Genomic DNA, 18,745 nt, shown 5'->3' with positions numbered 1-18,745 from the left:
GATTTGATACAATAGCAAGGGTTTAAATAAAGGTTTTAAAAGCTTATCTTTGCGCGGTTTTAGTGGAGATAGGAGATTGAAAATCTAGGGTGGATGAGGTGAGATATAGGGCGATTACTGACTAAAGACTGTGGACTAAAGACTTAAAGACTAATAAATAATGGCATTACAATGTGGTATAGTTGGTTTACCAAATGTTGGGAAATCGACTCTTTTTAACTGTTTATCAAATGCAAAAGCGCAAGCTGCAAACTTCCCCTTTTGTACTATTGAGCCCAATGTTGGCGTAATTACAGTACCTGATGATAGATTAACCAAACTGGCCGAGTTGGTTAAACCAAACAAAGTGCAGCCAAATACAATCGAGATTGTAGATATTGCGGGTTTGGTAAAAGGTGCATCGAAAGGTGAAGGCCTGGGAAACCAGTTTTTAGGAAATATCCGTGCCACCAATGCAATTATTCACGTGCTACGTTGTTTTGATGACGGAAATGTAATTCACGTTGATGGTTCTGTTGATCCGATCCGTGATCGTGAAATTATTGATACTGAGCTACAGCTTAAAGATTTGGATACGGTTGATAAGCGTATTCAAAAAGTTGAAAAAATGGCTAAAACAGGTGGTGATAAAGATGCTAAACGTACTTATGAAATTTTAACGGTGGTTAAAGCACATTTAGAAGCTGGCAAATCGATCCGTACAGCACCGTTGGCTCAAGATGATTTCGATTTTATTGAAGATTTAGGTCTGCTTACGCAAAAACCGGTAATGTATGTTTGTAATGTTGATGAAGCATCAGTAATTAACGGCAATAAATATGTTGATTTAGTTAAAGCGAATGTTGCTGATGAAAATGCTGAGGTTTTAGTAATCTCTGCCAAAATTGAATCAGAAATTGCTGAACTGGATAGCTACGAAGAGCGTCAGGAGTTTTTAGCTGATTTAGGCTTAACTGAATCTGGTGTAAATAAATTAATCCGTGCGGCTTATAAATTATTAAACCTTTATACTTACTTTACAGCTGGTGTACAAGAAGTTAGGGCCTGGACAATTACAAAAGGTTTTACAGCGCCACAAGCTGCCGGTGTAATCCACACTGATTTCGAAAAAGGATTTATCCGTGCTGAGGTAATCAAATACAACGATTTCGTAACCTTAGGTTCTGAAAATGCCTGTAAGGATGCTGGTAAATTAGGTGTTGAAGGAAAAACCTATGTAGTGGAAGATGGCGACATTATGCACTTTAGATTTAATGTATAACCCCTAAATCCCCTAAAGGGAACTTTGAAAAAGTATAACGATATAGAGCCACTTGAAAGAGTGGCTTTTTTGTTTGAAGGCTTTTTTTGCCACGGAGACACAGAAAGCACGGATACCCACTCGATTGTCACGCTGAAGGGTTAATTTATTTTATAAAAATCAATATGAGTGACGTACAATTGTTTTCTTTTTCCATACACAGGGGCTTGCCTCGGCTCGCCGCCGCCGAAGGGCTCTTTCTTTTTGGCATCAAAAAGTTGAAGCGCTTAATTAACCACAGATAATACAGATTAACACAGATAAATTACTCTTATAAACTCTTTCTTCAAATCTTCACTGAGGCACAGAAAAACGGAATTATATTACCGCGCCCAGCCTAAAATATTAGCAGCTAAATTGCCACTTAAACCCGATTAAAATGGAAAGCCCGCAGCAGCAAGGACTTGCAATGAAAAGCGGGAGCAAGCTTTAAAAAGATCTACTGCAATTGCTTTTCAAAAAACATTTTAGCTATTGGTATATAGCATTTATTAAACCGAAAGTTGGGAACTTAATAATGCAGTTGCATTGAAATAGTTTCAGGATGTCAGATGTTACCATCTGAGACATCCTGAAAATGCATTAAGATTCCTGTATGCACGGGAATGACGGTCATTAGGTTATTTATTCTGCGGGAAATAACTTCAAAATTAAACCTCTAACCCGTAAGCGGCCAACTGTGCCTTGGTATCTTCGTAATCGATATGATGAATGCCTTTTAAGCCTAAACCTTCGGCAACCTGTACAAAAAGCATCCTATCGTCGATATATAAACTCGTTTCTACATCACTCTGTGAAATATCAATGGCTACTTTAAAAATATCGGCATCGGGTTTGCGGAAATGCACAAAACTAGATGAGACAAAAAAATCGACAAATTCGTTCAGTTTAAATGTATTGATGCGGTATTGGTTTAGCTCTCTGCCCTCGTTGCTGATTACGGCTACTTTAAGGTTATGCTTCTTTTTTAAATCGCAGATCAACTGAATCATTTCCGGATAAGGAAGCGATTTTTTGAACATAAATTCTTTAAAATCATCAAAGCTAAAATTCCGTTCTTCGAAGAAAACGATCCGCTCCAGATATTCATCAAGGGTTAATTTACCCACTTCATAGGTATCGAAGGTAAGGTGATGGCGTTCTTCTAAGTCAACAGAATCGAGGTTAAAAAGCACAGAAGCTTCGCCCCTTGCGTGCCTGTCCCAGCCATTGGTTAACAAAACGCCACCGATATCGGTAAAAAGTGTGGTAATTTTCTTTTGCATGATTTAGATTTAGAGTAAAACGCCTTTTAAAATTAATACGGCAACACTGAAATAGATTACTATTCCGGTAACATCAACCATAGTGGCCACAAATGGGGCCGATGAGGTTGCTGGATCGAGTTTCAGTTTTTTCAAAATAATTGGCATCATCGAACCGATTAAACTGCCCCATAATACAATGCCAACAAGGGTAAAAAATATGGTAGCTGCAATTAAAAACCAATGCGGGCCATAGTCGTAAAGGTGCAACTCTTGCCAGGTTACAATGCGGATAAAGCCAATTGTGCCTAAAATGATGCCGAGCAAAGCTCCTGAAACGAGCTCCCTGCGCATTACACGCCACCATTCTGCTATGGTTACTTCGCCTAGGGCCATGGCCTGGATAATTAATGTTGAAGCCTGAGAACCACTGTTACCACCGCTACTCATAATTAATGGAATAAAAAGCGAAAGTACCACAGCTTTTTCGAGTTCGATTTCGAAGTGCTGCATGGCTGTTGCAGTTAACATTTCGCCTAAAAAGAGCACGATTAACCATCCTGCACGTTTTTTAACCAGTTTTAAGATTGGGATATCAAGATAAGGTTCATCCAAAGCCTCAGTACCCCCAATTTTGTGCATATCTTCAGTGTATTCTTCGTTGGCAATCCACAGGATATCATCAACGGTAACAATACCTAAAAGAATGTTATTTTCATCTACAACAGGTAAAGCCACCCGGTTGTTCATCCTGAAGATATTGATTGCATCTTCCTGAGGATCGTTAGCTTTCAGGGCAATAAAACGTTTATCGGTAAGTTCGCCAATAATTGCTTCTGGATCGGCGAGTAAAACCTCACGGATCCTGATATCATCCAACAGTACCCCTTCCTTATCGATCACATATACTACATCAATGGTTTCGGAGTTTTTTCCATAGCGCCTGATGTGCGCCAAAACCCTAGTGATAGTCCACTCGGGCTTTACGGCGATGTAATCGGGCGTCATTAAACGGCCAATGCTATCTTCTTTATAACCTAAAAGTGCAAGCGATTCTTTACGTTCTTCGGGTGGTAAAAGCGTAATCATTTTTTTTACCACATCGCCTTTTAACTCGCTAAAAAGTGCCGTACGGTCATCGGGTGGCAGATCTTTGATGATCTGATTGAGTTTATTGCCCGAAAGTTTTTTAATGATACGCTCTTGCGTAGGAAAATCCAGAATCCGAAAAACGTTTACCGCCCTGTTAAGGGATAAGGTTTCGATAAATTTAGCTGCATATTGTGGAAGTTCATCAATCAGTTCTTCAACATCCGAAATATTCAGTTGATCGAGATATTGCTTTAAAGCCTTATCATTTTCTTTTTCAAGCAGTTCCTGAATCTCTTCCACAACCAATTCTTCCATAAAATACAATCTAATTTATTACATGCCTAAACCTCTATTAACGGTTCGCAAAGGTGCATTTTTATTTCTTAAAAAGCCAACGGTGTAGGTTTAAAATTAGTCAGAAAGGTTTCTTAAATCAAAAATAAAGGGGAATAAACTCAATAAAGCATCCCGTTGCTTTATGATTTAATCATTTTTTAACATAAAAAATATCTCAACAGCAGGAAGTTAATTTTGATATGAACTTACAGATTAAAAATAGGCTTGTTTTTTTATGAAATGATTTTGATTTTTCTATATTTGCAGCCTCATGCTCCCGTAGTTCAATGGATAGAATTATGGTTTCCGGTACCATCGATATGAGTTCGAATCTCGTCGGGAGCACTACACGAGACAAATCAGTTTTAAAGCTGTTTGTCTCGTTTTTTATTTTACGCCACCAATAAAAAGAATCGAGACAGAGTAAATTCAGGACGAGATCAGGATGCATATTTCATTAAAAGTGGTTCTTCCCCACTTTTGGTCTGAGATCCGTTTACACCGGAACTGCTGAGACAGCAGGAAAGTGTAGAACGCAGTGATGCGTTTAACTGTAGTTCTGTATTGGTGCGATTCCAATCTCCCAGGTATCGGGATGAAAGCATAACCCACACGGATATGGCCTGACGATCATATTTGTGCAAGCATGGGTTAAAAGATGGTAACCGGAAGTCCAATCTGGAACCCCATCGAGCAAAGTTGAATAAGATTACGAGAGAAACCTGTGTCTGAATCATCGTAATGGCGAAATAGCGAAAGGGACTGATTACGCTATCACCAAAAGGTGCGGAATACCAGACTAATCTGAAAGTATCAAAGTTCAGATTGATACCAGTCAATTCCCGGTGAACAGCAGGAACTAAGTTCAACGCAAAACAGAATTATGGAACGGAGTAACCACCATACCCGCTCTCAAGGTTAAGACTCTGAGTAGGCAGTCAGCCACATGCGACGTGTATGGGGAGGGATTGTTTCAGAAGCAAATGCCCAAAGTAATGTTTGGGATAAGCTGACGGAAACACGATTATTTGGAAGATAGAGTTGTAAGTAGCAGTAAATAAGTTATGAACCAAACTGAAAAGTTAAGGTATGAATGTGAATGGTCAAAGATCGATTGGAATACAACCGAACGGGCTGTTTTTAAGCTGCAAAAACGGATTTATCGAGCCTCTTTAAACGACAATAAAAAGGGAACCTATGTTAGTGGAAGACACTTACTTTCTATTTGCCGCAACAGGTTCTTATTTATGCTCTACTATTCTCCATTTCCATTTTCTCTTTAGCACATTTTGTGTTATCTTCAAATATAGTCAGCATTAGCGCTGCGCTTAAGGATTTATGAAAGTATCTTTTTTAATCATGTTTATGTTGCTACTAGCTGGAACCAGCTATGCACAATACACCTATATTCTTAACATTAGAAGTCAAGAGCTGGAAGGCAAAAAAATCAAGTTGTATTTATTGGACAACGCCGGACATCAGGCATTGAAAATAGATTCATCGGTCTGTACCAACGGAATGATCAGGTTTAAAGGAGCTTTGTCACAGCCTGTCCACTTCGTAGAACTGGGCTTTAAAAACAAAGGGAAATCTGCATCCCTTAAGTTTCCGCTTGATTCTGGTGAACACTCAGTACGACTAGAGATGGGCAAAGGTTCAAATGAGCAACCAAGCCTTTCTGGCCTGGAGACCAGCAGCATGAAAATCCGGACAGAATCAGAACAGCTATGGCATGCCTTATACGATAAATATCCATTAGGCCCCCATGGCAGAACTATACCCAAAGAGATTTTCCTTGAAGACTTAAAAAATCAGCTCCAGCTGGTCAGCAACCACCCAAAAGACTTTTTCAGTGTCCTCCTGCTCTATCGTATCAGTGCAGGCGAAGTTTCATTAAGCCATGCTAATGCAGTATTGGAGGCCTGGGCAAAGCTAGACACCAAACTTGGGGAATCGCCGCTTGGCCTTTCTATCTATAAACGCCAAAAGAATTTTATCAAAGGCTACCTTGCAGCGCAGGTAGGCAAAGACATCATCAACTTTACGGTCAGCGATATTGATGGCAATACATTTGATAGCCAATCATTAAGCGGGCAAAAATACCTGATCGTCTTATCCGCCACTTGGTGCCTACCTTGTCAAAAGCAGTTACCGCTGTTAAAGGCTCTTTATGATAAATACAAAGCATCCGGATTAAAAGTCGTTTACTTTAATAATGATGATGATGTGGTGAAGTGGAAAGAGCATATTAAGAAAAACGAACTCACCTGGATTAATGTCTCAGAGAGACTGAAATTCTCGAATAGCAAGATTCCTAAATCTTTCGGCATTTATGCGGTACCTACTTGCATTTTGGTAGATGCCAAGGGGAAAATCACATATAATTCAGACCAGGAGGATACAGGCTTGGATAAACTGGAGGCGGCAATTAAGCATACGATATAATATTCCGGTATCGTCACAAATGGTTTTATGAATTGTTTATCTTGTACTTATTAATTGCAAAACAGAACATTACAAAGACATTTTTAAGATTCTGTTAGGGACAGATGCGGCATCGTTCCAGAACAAAAGATACAGCAGATGGCCCGACCCACAGGGGACAGCCAAAAACAATCCAAGCCGTTTCTTAACATCAACCAAACAACACCCTATTTTACTGATACAAACAAACCTTCATCAACTATCATAAAACCAATTACAGAAATGTATGTGAAACTAATTATCCAGATAAGAACAGTTGTCCCATAGATTACCGGATTATATTCAATAGCGAAAATTAAAGGTAAAATAGGATCCTGTATATTGGCCCCAAAAAATAAGCATGGCAACCTTGCCATTCTGACCAATAGCCCACAAAATATAAAAACAACTTGTTTTTACGCCAGGGCTTTATTAAGTTTAAGGAAACGAACCTTTATGAACCGGAACCCAATTGTATTATAAAATAGTATAAAAGGCTAGATCAAAATTAAATCAACCGCGCATAAACAAAAATATATACAGTTGCCTGGGTCTCCCAGCATATATGATGAAGGAAATATTATGCAAACAAAAAGCCACTGATCAATACCAGTGGCCTAATTTCCCAAAACAGTCTCCTGTTTATTTTGCGCTGTTCTTTTTCTCAGTAACACCTCGGCTCTGATTTCCTGAGCTAGGTTTTTAAGGTCCTGCATTGCCTTACGTACACGTGTACCTGCCGCTGCGTTTCCACCATCATAAAATTTTGCTACATCAGCCTCAACTGAAGTAATTACTTCTTGTACCTGTTTGAATTTGTCCATAACGTATTTCCAAAAGACCCTGGGAATTAATTATTTTATATTGGAAGGGTATTCCGAAGCCAAAAACTAAACATTTAAACCAGAAAGCAAAAAGAACTATTGCAAATCCATACGCCCTGTCTCACTGCTAACACCTATCGCATTTGCTCTCCAAAGGATAAAGCCCAGCCTGCCGCAGCATTCTGCTACGAAATATTCTATATCTGCAGGAACATCATTTACGATACGAAAACAGATCTTATATTTCGGATTATAACTGATGTAGACCACTAGGTCATCGTCTGCCCCCCCTACCCGACAAGGGCTTAAAATGCACCTCCTGAAGCTCCTTTGCTGTTCGGATCAAACGATCGTTCATTACTTTGGCTAATGCTTTTTCGGGCTTAAAATCTGTCTCTAAAATCGCCAGTACGGTTACGGTCATACGGCAAAAATAAACAGATAAGGCACATTAGCAATACCTCTGAAGTAAGCCACTGAAAATCAAGCAAAATATTTTTTTCAAATTGCCAATTACACGCTATGGTAGGATTAATTTAGATTTTCAGCATTGCCTTCGAAACGCACAGTTCTTAATCAACAGACCTGAATGGATAAAAAGTACTGTTTCCTGAACCTGGATACTAGGCTGAAGAAAGGCCCAAATCCTTAAATTCCCAAAGGGCATCAGATTATCCGAAAACTGTTTAACAGATGGTTATAAATCGTTAGATAACTGCACACTGCACTTTTAGCACAGCATGCAGTTCTTCAGTGGAATATCAAAATGATATAATCCAATCGCATAAGACTTAAATATATCATGTACTACGTCTTACTCACCGGCTCAATAACAGCCACATATCCTCCATCTTTTACCATTTTAATCTCGATATTTTCCCCAGCCTTAATCGGTTTTACGATCCGTTTGAAATCCATTGCCTGAAAGTCTGCATTGATCCCATCCTGGATCAAAGTGATCTGATAGTTTACACCCGGCTTTAAAAAAGATGTCTCTATTTTCAGATCATGATTCTGGTCATTGCCCATCGCACCGATAAACCACTTCTCTCCTTTTCGTTTAGCTTTAACAATATACTCACCTACCTTTCCATCCAGTACTTTGGTTTCATCCCAGGTAACTGGAACGCTGGTAATAAAAGATGTGGTTTCAGGTTCCCTCAAATAATTGAATGGGTTATCGGCCAACATCTGAAGGCCACTTTCAAAAACAACATACATGGCCAATTGATGCGCACGTGTTCCGATGCTCATGGTATTTACCCAGCTTGGTTTGTAATCTTGTTTGTGGGCAGAACGCATGGCCCCAGGCGTATAATCCATTGGCCCTACCGCATTACGCAAAAACGGCAAGAACAGGTTATTGTTAGGTGTGGCCAGTCCACCGCCGATATTCTGCTCCATTCCCACTACCCCTTCGTAAGAAAGTACATTCGGATAAGCCACTTCTAGTCCGGCGGGCTTGAATGCACCGTGAAAGTCTACCAGTATATGATGTTTAGCAGCTTCCCTCGCCACGCGGGTATAATAGTTTACCATCCACTGATCGCTTCTATCCATGAAATCTATTTTAACGCCCGCAATGCCCCATTTCTCTAAAGTTTCAAAGATGTTGAAGTTGTTTTCAACCGCTAACCAGGTAAACCAGAGCACAATCTTTACATTCTTGGTCTTTCCATAAGCGATAAGTTTCTGTAAGTCAATGGTTGGGTTAGGTTCGAAGGGATTAAGCGTTGATTTCGCCCATCCCTCATCCATAACGATGTAAGGTATGCCGAATTTGGAGGCAAAATCAATATAATATTTATAAGTATCCTGGTTGTACCCTGATTTAAAATCTACACCATACACATAAGCATTATGCCACCACTCCCAGGTCACCTGCCCCGGCTTGATCCATCGGGTATCTTTCAGTTGGTTAGGCGTGCTCAGCTTATAGACCATTTCATTTGCAGCCAATTGTTCATCTTGATCGGTAATCACCAAAAAACGCCATGGAAAGCTTCTTTTACCTGTAGTTTTAGCAATATAGTCTGCTTCTTTGAGTATCTTTTTGCTTCGGTCACCATCTTCCCCGAAGGCTAAGGGGGCTTTAGGGAAAGTCGCATCGATCTGCTGGCCATTGACCGCCTTAACAAACAGGCAGGGATAATCATAAAGATCGGCTTCCGAAAAGAGTGCTTTATATTTACCATTGTCAAAGAGGATCGGCAGTACGCTCATTTTACTTTTATCAACCTTGTCCAGGTCGTTCTGACGATAAAGGATCTCATAAGCGGTTTTAAAACCTCCGGTTTCCAGATAGGAAGCTTTTACCTTGCTATCAAAAGCAATGTGCACATCTTCACTCATAACGGTGATGGAATCTTTTTTATTGGTAATGAACCTGTAAGCAACACCATCATTGTATGCCCTGAACTCGACACTGAAATCGCCTTTAAAATCCAACCGTAAAAGATTGTATTGATTCTTTACCGTGCTGTTTTTTAACGGAACAACCGGATGAGAACTTGTGTTTACCGCAGAAACCGTCTTTTTTAAAAGCTTAGCGTTAGCCCCAAGTTTTAGCTGCTCCAGATTGAGCTGCAGGTAGGAATGGTTTAAAAAGGCTTCTCCATTGAAGCTTACCGAGTAGCTGATTTTTTCCTTAACAGCTACCGAGATCCTGATCCTTTTATCAGGAGAGGATAGATCAATATCTGCACTAAAAAGTTTCAAACTGCCCATGAGCAGTAAAGCGGTTATTAGTAATTGTTTTTTCATTATCATTTGCGTGGTAATAGGTACTAAGTTTCTTTGGTTTTAATTGATCTAAAGATAATATAAATCGTTTTAGTTATCTATAGTTAAATGCTGTTTTTGATCGAGCAGCATTTTTTTAAGTGTTTGATAGTCTATGTCCTGCACATGCTTATGGCTGTCGATGGCTAACGAAGCTGTAGATTCACCCAATATCATAAATTCCGGTTCCATTCTGACAGAGCCCTAAGCAATATGCGAGAACGACAGACATACAGGGACGAAGATATTTTTACACTCGTTTTTTGGGAACAATGGACCCATAGGCAATGCTGTAAGACCTGGAATAGCGGTCGAAACATCATTGAAAATATGTTATTCAACACAACGGAACATATGAGATTGATTTTGATGATTTGGATAGGAAGGCATCGCAGCAGCTGACTTCGCTGTTCTTACTTTGCAATCCGAAAAATCTGATAGGCAGGGTTTGGAAAAAAGATGAGCTAGAAAGAAATGCTTTGATCTGCACAAAACATGATGTTATGGTGGTGCAGATGAGGTCTTTGCAGACCTTGCGCATGAGGGGCGTCTGCACCATCCATTTTTAGCGATTGCGTCGGGGAAAAAGTTGGATCGGTCACCTGCAGTTCTCCTGGTAAATCCTTCAATCTATCCGGTCTGCAGATCGGCTTCCTCATTTGCCCCGATCAGGATATAATCCTGGAAGCCAGTACAAAAGTCCGACCGAAGGCTTCCCTCGCATTAATATCGCTTGTCCAAGGGCAATTCTTAGGGATGGATTTAACCGTCTAATGGTGGGGCGATCATTTCAGTAGGCATTAGCAATACAAAGTAACTATCGGCTGACTATTTACTAAAATCAAACTACCGTATTTTTTGAGGATTTTACGTTAATGCCAAATCGGTTTTAGTCAAAAATTTATCAACTGCCTCTTTAATGTTTATGCTGGACCTTTCTGCCAAGACAATCAGCCACCAAATGTTTTCACCAAGTTTATGTTCCAATTCAGTTTCAGAACCGGCTTTAGACCAACGTTTCTGCTGCGACATAATATTTCGACCTACTAAACCAGCGTCGGTTAAATAAGCCAGCGCATCTTCTTCTACTGTCCATTCACTTCCGTGATGCAACATTTCCAGTTCGTGGTATTTTTTTCTAATTTCCATAGAGCGACGAATGATTTCGTCAAAACTATCTATACTCATGATCTTCTTGTTTTTATTAATGAATTAAATCTGCTCTTACAAAGGCTATTTTGCCTTCCTTGAATTTAAAATCAAATGTACCTCCAATTTTACCTTCAGGAAAATCTCCTGTAAACTGCACTTCCAGATAGGCATTTGCTTCATCAATTATTTTAAGCATTACCTGTTCGGTATGGGTATTGTATCCGATAAAGTAGCTATCAAAATATTGCCGAATTCCCTTATGCCCTTTAAATTTCCTGCCTACCGACGGATCATCTAAAACAGCTTCGCACTGGTAAAAGTTAAGGTATTTTTCAATATCGAATGCATTGCTTGCAGCAATCCAATTTTTGATAAATGTTTCAGTATTCATATTATTGTTGTTTAGTCCACATTGGATTTGTTTCTAATATAGCCCTATGTACCGGGCAGGATGGCAAATGAGCTCCAGGCAGATAGCCAATGCTCATTAGGAATTCATTTACGATTTCACCACCCGTAAAACGGAATGTCTTTTTGCACAGTTTTACCCATTCTTCTTTGGTTTTGGGATGATGGTGCTTCAGCCATTTTTCAAAACTGCCATATTTCTTTTGCAATAGTAAAATGGTTTTTGCATTTTCAATTGCTGCGTTAACCTTAAGCTTGTTACGGATAATTCCAGCGTCATTTAGCAATCGTTCACGGTCTTTTTCTGTATAAGCCGCAACTTTCCTAATGTCAAAATTATCATAGGCTTTACGGAAGTTTTCCTCTTTTTTAAGGATAGTTTCCCAGCTCAGTCCCGCTTGATTTATTTCCATGATCAGGCGACCGAAAAGCTCATTGTCATCATGAAGAGGAAATCCGTAATGATTGTCATGATAATTCTGATGAAGGCTTCGGCTGGGTTCCTTCATCATAGAGATATAGTTGCAGTAACTCATTGTTTATTAATTTATGTTAATGCAAAGATGAATTAAACAGTGAAGTTAGAGTTCGTCAAAATGGAAGGTTTCGTTGCCATTTTGACGAACATTTGATCTATGCTTTCAAACAATTTATTTCTCATTGTTTTCAATTCTCTGAGGGTCTATTGTATTTGGTGCTGCGTGATGTGAAATATCTCCTGCCAATGTGATGAGAAGTTCCCTAACCGAAAATTCCCATCGCCCCCGTTGGCAAATAAATCTCCAACCTTATCAAATCTGGCCTGATCCACATAATGTGTATACCGGGCAATTAGGTTATGGATCTGCTGTTCGCTGCTCATTTTTAAATTTGATTTTTTTGTTAGGCGTTATTGTCGATTAAATAGGTATCGGGGATATCGTAAATGATATCCTCACCATATGCTGATCCTGCGGATTGATAGCCCACTTTAAAGTCGTCGTTTAAAATGCGATTTACTACTGCTACTACCGAAAGCGGTGTAAGGTCATACCCCGAAGGCGCATCTACATAAGCTTTTACTACTTTCCCGTCTTTCCCGGTAAGCTCTGCTGAAATTCCATTTCGCCCCGCTGACCGTTCTTCCTTGGTCGGTCCATCGGGCAGATTTTCGGCTGTTAAATCTGGAAGTTCATTGGCAGGCAGTTTTAAGAAAAAAAACTCTTCAATATTTGGAATTCCTGTGGATTTATAACTTAGGATTATTCCTCCCAGAGGTGTTGGCATACATTCCACTTCCTCTTTACCAAATGAAAATAGTTTTGACTGTGGGTCAGGATGATCAATAATTTCACCATTTCTACGGATTAATATGCCCAGATCAGCGATGTTCTTGCTGCTTAATACCGAACCTTTGGAGAAACCTCCGTAGTGTCGGAAACCTACTTTCAGGTATTGAGGTTCTGCCACCAATTTTGAAAGATGCACCACCAAAGGCATCATAGCTTACAAAAAGACCAGCACCGGATATCAACTGTATTCCAGCATCCCGAGCTTCCCTGTCCAGCGATCGCCCCAATCGGTAGGTATCCAGTTCCGCACTGATATCCAGATAGTGAACACCAGCTTTCAGACAGGCTTTCATCGCCTGCCGGGCAGTGAACTGAAATGGCCCCGCCGCATTGATCAAAACCGTTTTATCCTGTAACGCTTTTTCCCAGGCGTACTCGGTATCTACATCAAAAGTGTGATAGCCAACCGCTAATTCTTCTGCCAATTTCCTGGTTTTATAGGGTTCACGCCCTGCAATCTCAAAATCAATATTTAACTCCTTTGCCCTTGCTGCAATGATTTTTCCTGTATAGCCGGTTGCCCCATAAATCAGGAGCTTATTTTTCTTGTTGTCCATGTTCTGATATTATTTAGGGTCGAGCATTATAAAGATGGATTTGACCCTCCGTCAATAATATAGTTTACCCCTGTGATATAGGATGCTTTTGGAGATACCAAAAAGCCAACCAGTTCTGCTATTTCCTCCGGCAGGGCCATCCTTCCCAATGGTATTCCACCGAGGCTATCCATCAAATTTTGTGTTACTTGTTCTACGCTCAAACCTGATGTTTCGGCCAGTGATTGCAGGTAGGCATCCATGGTATCTGTCTTTACCATTCCCGGAGAGACAGTCGCCACCCTGATCCCTTTTTTTGGCTAAATTCTTTCGACAAACTTTTGCTGTAATTATTCAGGGCGGCTTTGGCTACGGCATAACCACCCAATGATTGATATACCGGAAGCGTTCCTGTGACTGAAGATATATGGATGATGACACCGCTTTTCTTTTCCACCATCTGCGGCAAAATCGCCCTGTCTATGCGTACGGCAGATTGGAGGTTCAATTGCAGGTCATTTTCCCAATGTTCATCGGTAAGGGCTCCAAACCCACCCGAGGGACTGGTAGAACCACCCATATTATTGACCAGAATATCTATTGAACCAAATTTTTCATTGATTTCACTAACCACCTTATCGGTTTCGTTGGCAATAGTCAGATCTGAGGCAATGAAATGATGTTTTGTATGTGTTTCTATAGGGCGGGTTCTCGCCGTTACAATTACGATTGCCCCAGCTTCCGACAACCTTTCGGCGATTGTCCTGCCTATGCCTTTTGTTCCTCCCGTTACCAAGGCTACTTTGCCTATGAGTTCTTTATCCATTTTATCTTTTTTAAATTGAATGATCTGTCGAAACCAATGTTCCCGATCTTATTTTTTTTTGTATTATTCTTAAACTAACTGCTAATTAAACAGCTGGAAATGTACCGCCATCAACAAGCATATTGGCTCCCGTAATGTAACTCGCACCATCCGATACCAGAAAAGCAACCATATTGGCAATTTCTTCAGGTTCGGCCAAACGGTTCATTGGCACGCCACCCAGGCTATCCATAAGTTGTTGTGAAGCTTCTGCTAGGGTTTTGTTGATTGTCTGTGCATAATTTTCCAGAAAAGTTTCCATAGCTGTTGTTTTTACCATGCCCGGGGAGACCGTATTTACCCGGACACCGTTTTTGGCAACTTCATTGGCAAGGGTTTTACTGTAAGCGTTTAAAGCCGATTTCATTACCCCGTAAGAGAAATTGGACTGGTACAAGGGTATCTTGCCGTTCAGTGAGGAAATATGGATCACCACTCCCGAGTTCTTTTCGATCATCTTTGGAACCATAGCCTTATCCAGCCTGATGGAAGCCAAAAGATTGAGTTCGATATCCCTGTTCCAGTCGTCGTCGCTGAGCATCTGAAAACCTCCTGCCGGAGATGAAGTACCGCCCACATTATTGATCAGGATATCCAGCGTTCCGTATTTTTCGATGATTTTTCCTGTCAGTTCAGTTATAGCGTTACTGTCGGTCAGATCGGCCGCTATAAAATGATGTATGCTTTCTTCTTCGGATGGTTTTCGTGCCGTTACCACAACTGTTGCCCCATTGGAGGCCAACTTGTCCGCGATGGCTTTTCCAATCCCTTTTGTTGCGCCCGTAACTAAGGCTATCTTGCCCGATAATTCTTTATTTGATTTTTCCATTATTGATTGTAATTACTGAAACATTTGTTTCAGATTTATTTAAAAAAAAATTAGTCTTGTCTTATTACCGGGTCACGCAGGATGGTTTGCAGATGCTCCTGACTTTGTCCCAATTCAAAATGGGTCAAGTGGATTTCGTGGTGCATTCCAGATTTTTTAAATCTATTCTCCGTAGCAAATTTTTGGAGTATAGGAAGTGTTTGCAATTCTCCAGCAAAAGGTCCTTTATGCAAAAGCTGCACACTAGTTCCTGCGGTGTAAGTAAAGTGTTCAAAGTCTTTTGCAAAAGGGAGATTGCTTGTTTGCCCAATCACTTGGATGGCTTCAGCTTTTACAAAGTTTGGAATACGGATCGCAATGCGGTACTTCAACAGTTCTAAATCTACCGTGGTATAGAAATTTCCGATATCTACATATCCCACTTCTTCCTCATCAAACCAGTAGAATATTTCTACCACGTTGCTCAAAAATGACAAATCTATTGCAGCATAATGCTGCTCCAGCACAGCAACAAATTCTTTGATAGCAGCCTTCTTTTTATAGAAAAGAGCCGTTCCGGGACTTCCTTCTCCAAGAATAGACACGTAGTTTGCTTCACCTATCTCCACTACTTCTGGCTTTTCATTTGCTGAGAAATAGTCTTTGTACACATTTAATATACTCATAATTTTAAAACGTTCGTTTCAGATTTTGGCAAAAAAATTATTGGTTGATTTGTTTGATCAGGAATGTTGCCATATTCTTGATGCGGGTTTTGTCCTTGTGGATGATGAAAAATTCGTGCCAGCCACTAAAATGATTGATGATATAATCCGTTAGCATAGCTGCATCCTGGCTTACCGTTATTTCTCCTTTCTGCATTGCTTTTTCCACCAAACCGTTCAAAAGATTATAGGTAAATTCATTGTCAGCCTTGATGATTTTTTGCACCTGTTCATCGGTTGTTGCCACTTCAAAAGTAGTTTTGATAGCCATACAACTATTAGGTTCGTTAGTAATGACATAGACCGAGGATTGTATAAATTTTTCAATCGCCTTTATGGGAGATTTGATAGGCTCCAACTGCTTTAAGGCTTCCTTCATTCTGGTCTCGGTATAATGCTTTATACTACGGATAAAAAGTTCGTGCTTGTCGCCAATGGTATTGTAAAGACTGCTGCTATTGATACCCATCGCCTCGGTCAGGTCCCGCATTGTGGTGCCATTATAGCCTTTCCTCCAAAAGACATCCATTGCCTTGGAAACCGCTAACTGTTCGTCAAATTCAACATTTCTTGCCATAATTCTTTGCAAAGATAAAAAATATCTAAAACATTTGTTTCAGAATTTGTCTGATTTAGATCATTTTAAGAAAAACTTGCGTTATTCCTTTTGAATACGCCTTTGTCGAGCCAAGCGAACAATTTTCCAATTTAATTTTGCAAGCTCTTCTTATAGTCTGAAGGAGAGAACGTAGTTTTACTTTTAAAGAGTTTATTAAAGGATTGCGGATGTTCAAATCCCAAATGGTATGCAATTCCAGCAATGGTCAGTTCATCCTTAGCCAAATATTCCTTTGCCTTTTCTATCACTTTTTCGTGGATGAACTGCTGGGTATTCAACCCGATAAGATTCCGCAATAGATCGCTCAGGTAACGTGGCGTGACATTAAGATTTTCTGCTACTGAATTTACGGTTGGCAGTCCCTTGATCAGCAATTTATCGCCCATGAAATAGTTTTTCAAAAGTTCTTCCAATTTGGAAAGAATATCGTTGTTTACAGCCTTTCGGGTCAGGAACTGCCGATCATAAAAGCGGTTGGCATAATTGAGCAAAAGTTCAATTTGTGAAATGATCACATCCTGACTGAATTTATCGATACGTTCGCTCAGTTCCTCCTGAATAAATCTGTAAATACTCAGGATGGTTGTTTTTTCCTTTTCCGAAAGATAAAGGGCTTCGGCTGCCGAGTAGCCAAAAAAGCCATATTGCTTGATCTGGGTATTTAATGAATAGTGTCGAATAAAATCGGGATGAATGTGAAGTGTCATCCCACTATAATCGGCTTCTTCGTCCTGCATTTTCAGTAACTGTCCGGGGGCTATGAATGATATTCCACCTGATTCAAAATCATAATATCCCTGACCATATTTCAGCGTTCCGGAAAAGCTTGTCTTGAATGATATCTTGTAAAAGTCTAGTATAATACCCTGTTCAAAATCCTTTGGGTCAAACTTTGCATTTCCATAATTCATTATACTGACCAGCGGATGTGACGGAGCAGCTTGACCCATTGCCTTATGCAACTGGGATAGCGAACTGAATATGACGGGCTGTTTTTTCATAGTACAAATTTAAGAAATCCATAAAGAAGTCGTTTCTGCCAGATTGGTATTAAATCCGACAGAAACAACGAAATTAAAATATAAATTGCGAACGTGTTTTTTCGAATTGTCCTTCGGGCGTCAATTCCAAGCGTTCCCTGTATAGACCGATGGCATCATTGCCTGCAAAATACCTGAGCTGTTCTTTGTCATCAGTGGCAGCATCATAAATAATCTGAGCTACATCTTCAGCTTTTGTATAATTGGCAAGTTGCTCTTCGCTATAACCCTCACTTACTTTTGCTACAAGTTGTGCGTATGCATCGTGCATTCCACCCTGTAAAGACCTTCCCGCAAAATCAGTCTGCATTCCGCCCGGTGCTACCACTTTAACTTTGATATCAAATTGTGCCAATTCGTAAGCCAGCCCCTCTGAAAAACCATCGACAGCAAATTTGGTCGCATTATAAATAGAACAAGTAGGATAGCCCAATAATCCAAATGTGCTGGTCATATTGATGAACGTTCCGCTCTTTCTTTCTCTAAAATGAGGAACAAATGCTCTGGTTACATTAATTGCACCCAGCAAATTGGTCTGCACCTGCGATAGAATTTGCTCGTCTGTCAAAGCTTCCAATGGACCTATCAGACCGTAACCGGCATTGTTTAAAACCACATCAACCGAATGGGATTGTAAAATAGTCGAAACTGTTTTTTTAATCACTTCGCCATCAGCAACATCCAATTTCACTAAGGTTACATTTGGAAGTTCTTTCAATTCATTTTCCTTTTCAGGATTACGCATCGTTGCAATAACGTTCCAACCATTTATTTGAAATAATTTAGCCGTTGCCTTACCCAGTCCTGAAGAGGCTCCCGTAATGAAAATTGTCTTTTGCATAATTTCTTTGTTTTAATTTAACTATGCAAAGGTGGGCATTGCGAAAAGCCCGAAATTAATCTAAAATGAAAAATTGTAAGCCTGATTATTCCGAACAAAGTACACCACATTCCGAGGCATAGTGCACCAGTTTGGTTCTGGCTTTAGCACTAACTTTTAACCATATCACTTTTGGACAAAGCGATATTCTGTAAACTTAATGATTTTTTTTATTTCTCATGGATTTGCCCGTAAGTGCAATTCTGTGAGCAGATGCTGACAGCCTGTCCATAATTGCATCTGCAAGTGTGGGTTCATCTATAAAGTTGTACCAGTTATCCACTGGCAGCTGCGAGGTTATTATTGTCGCGCCGTTGCCATATCTATCCTCCAGAATATCA

The 18,745-nt window shown here is 40.0% G+C and carries 23 protein-coding genes and 1 tRNA gene; 5 read left to right on the top strand and 19 right to left on the bottom strand.

The features are described from left to right. Positions 1–160 precede the first annotated feature (160 nt). A complete protein-coding gene (ychF, locus tag EYS08_RS24640; RefSeq protein ID WP_131032559.1) occupies positions 161–1,261 on the top strand; it encodes a redox-regulated ATPase YchF in 1,101 nt (366 codons plus the stop codon). Between the two features lie 689 nt (positions 1,262–1,950). On the opposite strand, the gene EYS08_RS24635 is transcribed toward ychF, so the two are convergent. Together EYS08_RS24635 and mgtE are read right to left on the bottom strand one after the other, a co-directional pair. Further along, positions 1,951–2,565 carry an HAD hydrolase-like protein gene (locus tag EYS08_RS24635; protein WP_131032558.1) on the bottom strand — a complete coding sequence of 205 codons (615 nt, stop codon included), beginning with the start codon at positions 2,563–2,565 and terminating at the stop codon, positions 1,951–1,953. Positions 2,566–2,574: 9 nt separating this feature from the next. Beyond that, positions 2,575–3,951, bottom strand: coding sequence for a magnesium transporter (mgtE, locus tag EYS08_RS24630; protein WP_131032557.1), 1,377 nt, complete (start codon positions 3,949–3,951; stop codon positions 2,575–2,577). A gap of 294 nt (positions 3,952–4,245) precedes the next feature. On the opposite strand from mgtE, the gene EYS08_RS24625 reads away from it, so the two are divergent. The 3 genes from EYS08_RS24625 to EYS08_RS24615 all read left to right on the top strand — a co-directional run bounded on the left by EYS08_RS24625 (position 4,246) and on the right by EYS08_RS24615 (position 6,417). Beyond that, positions 4,246–4,317: transfer RNA gene (locus EYS08_RS24625), tRNA-Arg, on the top strand. A 719-nt stretch (positions 4,318–5,036) separates the two neighbouring features. After that, entirely contained in the window at positions 5,037–5,255 is a 219-nt protein-coding gene (locus tag EYS08_RS26720) for a reverse transcriptase N-terminal domain-containing protein (protein WP_131032556.1), read from the top strand. A 55-nt stretch (positions 5,256–5,310) separates the two neighbouring features. Then, a complete protein-coding gene (locus EYS08_RS24615) occupies positions 5,311–6,417 on the top strand; it encodes a TlpA family protein disulfide reductase (protein WP_131032555.1) in 1,107 nt (368 codons plus the stop codon). Between the two features lie 635 nt (positions 6,418–7,052). Here the strand turns inward: EYS08_RS24615 and EYS08_RS24610 are convergent. From EYS08_RS24610 to EYS08_RS24600, 3 genes are all read right to left on the bottom strand, one after another. Beyond that, positions 7,053–7,259, bottom strand: a complete 207-nt coding sequence (locus EYS08_RS24610) for a histone H1 (RefSeq protein WP_131032554.1) — start codon at positions 7,257–7,259, stop codon at positions 7,053–7,055. Between the two features lie 274 nt (positions 7,260–7,533). Next, positions 7,534–7,683, bottom strand: a complete 150-nt coding sequence (locus EYS08_RS26420; RefSeq protein ID WP_244216040.1) for a hypothetical protein — start codon at positions 7,681–7,683, stop codon at positions 7,534–7,536. 383 nt (positions 7,684–8,066) lie between these two features. Then, positions 8,067–10,022, bottom strand: coding sequence for a glycoside hydrolase family 97 protein (locus EYS08_RS24600; RefSeq protein WP_165456553.1), 1,956 nt, complete (start codon positions 10,020–10,022; stop codon positions 8,067–8,069). Positions 10,023–10,375: 353 nt separating this feature from the next. On the opposite strand from EYS08_RS24600, the gene EYS08_RS26715 reads away from it, so the two are divergent. Continuing rightward, positions 10,376–10,609: an aminotransferase class I/II-fold pyridoxal phosphate-dependent enzyme gene (locus EYS08_RS26715; protein ID WP_131032566.1), complete on the top strand. Its 234-nt coding sequence runs from the start codon at positions 10,376–10,378 to the stop codon at positions 10,607–10,609. A gap of 298 nt (positions 10,610–10,907) precedes the next feature. Here EYS08_RS26715 and EYS08_RS24590 read toward each other — a convergent pair whose 3' ends face one another. The 14 genes from EYS08_RS24590 to EYS08_RS24535 form a co-directional block, all read right to left on the bottom strand. Then, entirely contained in the window at positions 10,908–11,228 is a 321-nt protein-coding gene (locus EYS08_RS24590) for a nucleoside triphosphate pyrophosphohydrolase family protein (protein WP_131032552.1), read from the bottom strand. 16 nt (positions 11,229–11,244) lie between these two features. Beyond that, complete coding sequence (locus tag EYS08_RS24585) at positions 11,245–11,583, bottom strand: nuclear transport factor 2 family protein (protein WP_131032551.1); 339 nt, start codon at positions 11,581–11,583, stop codon at positions 11,245–11,247. A gap of 1 nt (position 11,584) precedes the next feature. Then, positions 11,585–12,136 carry a DNA-3-methyladenine glycosylase I gene (locus tag EYS08_RS24580; RefSeq protein WP_131032550.1) on the bottom strand — a complete coding sequence of 184 codons (552 nt, stop codon included), beginning with the start codon at positions 12,134–12,136 and terminating at the stop codon, positions 11,585–11,587. Between the two features lie 146 nt (positions 12,137–12,282). Next, complete coding sequence (locus tag EYS08_RS24575) at positions 12,283–12,462, bottom strand: nuclear transport factor 2 family protein (protein WP_131032549.1); 180 nt, start codon at positions 12,460–12,462, stop codon at positions 12,283–12,285. Positions 12,463–12,482: 20 nt separating this feature from the next. Further along, positions 12,483–13,049: a saccharopine dehydrogenase family protein gene (locus EYS08_RS26415; RefSeq protein WP_244216039.1), complete on the bottom strand. Its 567-nt coding sequence runs from the start codon at positions 13,047–13,049 to the stop codon at positions 12,483–12,485. Further along, positions 12,961–13,488 (bottom strand): saccharopine dehydrogenase NADP-binding domain-containing protein, encoded by a 528-nt coding sequence (locus EYS08_RS26410; protein ID WP_244216038.1) that lies wholly within the window; start codon positions 13,486–13,488, stop codon positions 12,961–12,963. Before EYS08_RS26410 ends, EYS08_RS26415 begins: the two co-directional genes overlap by 89 nt. Before the next feature lie 26 nt (positions 13,489–13,514). After that, positions 13,515–13,748: an SDR family oxidoreductase gene (locus tag EYS08_RS26550; RefSeq protein WP_317130092.1), complete on the bottom strand. Its 234-nt coding sequence runs from the start codon at positions 13,746–13,748 to the stop codon at positions 13,515–13,517. Continuing rightward, complete coding sequence (locus EYS08_RS24565) at positions 13,742–14,293, bottom strand: SDR family NAD(P)-dependent oxidoreductase (protein ID WP_317130091.1); 552 nt, start codon at positions 14,291–14,293, stop codon at positions 13,742–13,744. Before EYS08_RS24565 ends, EYS08_RS26550 begins: the two co-directional genes overlap by 7 nt. An 85-nt stretch (positions 14,294–14,378) precedes the next feature. Then, positions 14,379–15,161 (bottom strand): SDR family oxidoreductase, encoded by a 783-nt coding sequence (locus EYS08_RS24560; RefSeq protein WP_131032548.1) that lies wholly within the window; start codon positions 15,159–15,161, stop codon positions 14,379–14,381. Positions 15,162–15,211: 50 nt separating this feature from the next. After that, positions 15,212–15,826 (bottom strand): hypothetical protein, encoded by a 615-nt coding sequence (locus EYS08_RS24555; RefSeq protein WP_131032547.1) that lies wholly within the window; start codon positions 15,824–15,826, stop codon positions 15,212–15,214. 37 nt (positions 15,827–15,863) lie between these two features. Beyond that, positions 15,864–16,442, bottom strand: coding sequence for a TetR/AcrR family transcriptional regulator (locus EYS08_RS24550; protein WP_131032546.1), 579 nt, complete (start codon positions 16,440–16,442; stop codon positions 15,864–15,866). A gap of 131 nt (positions 16,443–16,573) precedes the next feature. Further along, positions 16,574–17,485, bottom strand: coding sequence for a helix-turn-helix domain-containing protein (locus EYS08_RS24545; protein WP_131032545.1), 912 nt, complete (start codon positions 17,483–17,485; stop codon positions 16,574–16,576). 73 nt (positions 17,486–17,558) lie between these two features. Next, on the bottom strand, positions 17,559–18,365 hold the full coding sequence (locus EYS08_RS24540; protein WP_131032544.1) for an SDR family oxidoreductase: 807 nt from the start codon (positions 18,363–18,365) through the stop codon (positions 17,559–17,561). 196 nt (positions 18,366–18,561) lie between these two features. Continuing rightward, a partial coding sequence (locus EYS08_RS24535) for an ATP-binding protein (protein ID WP_165456441.1) occupies positions 18,562–18,745 on the bottom strand: 184 nt, incomplete at its 5' end.

It is taken from the genome of Pedobacter kyonggii (assembly GCF_004310665.1).
Lineage (GTDB): Bacteria > Bacteroidota > Bacteroidia > Sphingobacteriales > Sphingobacteriaceae > Pedobacter > Pedobacter kyonggii.
This window is presented reverse-complemented; position numbering and strand designations above follow the sequence as displayed.

Bases quoted from the DNA above. Each gene is read 5' to 3' on its own strand.
- ychF (WP_131032559.1), top strand. From the start codon at position 161: ATGGCATTACAATGTGGTATAGTTGGTTTACCAAATGTTGGGAAATCG.
- EYS08_RS24635 (WP_131032558.1), bottom strand. From the start codon at position 2,565: ATGCAAAAGAAAATTACCACACTTTTTACCGATATCGGTGGCGTTTTG.
- mgtE (WP_131032557.1), bottom strand. From the start codon at position 3,951: ATGGAAGAATTGGTTGTGGAAGAGATTCAGGAACTGCTTGAAAAAGAA.
- EYS08_RS26720 (WP_131032556.1), top strand. From the start codon at position 5,037: ATGAACCAAACTGAAAAGTTAAGGTATGAATGTGAATGGTCAAAGATC.
- EYS08_RS24615 (WP_131032555.1), top strand. From the start codon at position 5,311: ATGAAAGTATCTTTTTTAATCATGTTTATGTTGCTACTAGCTGGAACC.
- EYS08_RS24610 (WP_131032554.1), bottom strand. From the start codon at position 7,259: ATGGACAAATTCAAACAGGTACAAGAAGTAATTACTTCAGTTGAGGCT.
- EYS08_RS26420 (WP_244216040.1), bottom strand. From the start codon at position 7,683: ATGACCGTAACCGTACTGGCGATTTTAGAGACAGATTTTAAGCCCGAA.
- EYS08_RS24600 (WP_165456553.1), bottom strand. From the start codon at position 10,022: ATGAAAAAACAATTACTAATAACCGCTTTACTGCTCATGGGCAGTTTG.
- EYS08_RS24590 (WP_131032552.1), bottom strand. From the start codon at position 11,228: ATGAGTATAGATAGTTTTGACGAAATCATTCGTCGCTCTATGGAAATT.
- EYS08_RS24585 (WP_131032551.1), bottom strand. From the start codon at position 11,583: ATGAATACTGAAACATTTATCAAAAATTGGATTGCTGCAAGCAATGCA.
- EYS08_RS24580 (WP_131032550.1), bottom strand. From the start codon at position 12,136: ATGAGTTACTGCAACTATATCTCTATGATGAAGGAACCCAGCCGAAGC.
- EYS08_RS24575 (WP_131032549.1), bottom strand. From the start codon at position 12,462: ATGAGCAGCGAACAGCAGATCCATAACCTAATTGCCCGGTATACACAT.
- EYS08_RS26410 (WP_244216038.1), bottom strand. From the start codon at position 13,488: ATGGACAACAAGAAAAATAAGCTCCTGATTTATGGGGCAACCGGCTAT.
- EYS08_RS26550 (WP_317130092.1), bottom strand. From the start codon at position 13,748: ATGGTAAAGACAGATACCATGGATGCCTACCTGCAATCACTGGCCGAA.
- EYS08_RS24565 (WP_317130091.1), bottom strand. From the start codon at position 14,293: ATGGATAAAGAACTCATAGGCAAAGTAGCCTTGGTAACGGGAGGAACA.
- EYS08_RS24560 (WP_131032548.1), bottom strand. From the start codon at position 15,161: ATGGAAAAATCAAATAAAGAATTATCGGGCAAGATAGCCTTAGTTACG.
- EYS08_RS24555 (WP_131032547.1), bottom strand. From the start codon at position 15,826: ATGAGTATATTAAATGTGTACAAAGACTATTTCTCAGCAAATGAAAAG.
- EYS08_RS24550 (WP_131032546.1), bottom strand. From the start codon at position 16,442: ATGGCAAGAAATGTTGAATTTGACGAACAGTTAGCGGTTTCCAAGGCA.
- EYS08_RS24545 (WP_131032545.1), bottom strand. From the start codon at position 17,485: ATGAAAAAACAGCCCGTCATATTCAGTTCGCTATCCCAGTTGCATAAG.
- EYS08_RS24540 (WP_131032544.1), bottom strand. From the start codon at position 18,365: ATGCAAAAGACAATTTTCATTACGGGAGCCTCTTCAGGACTGGGTAAG.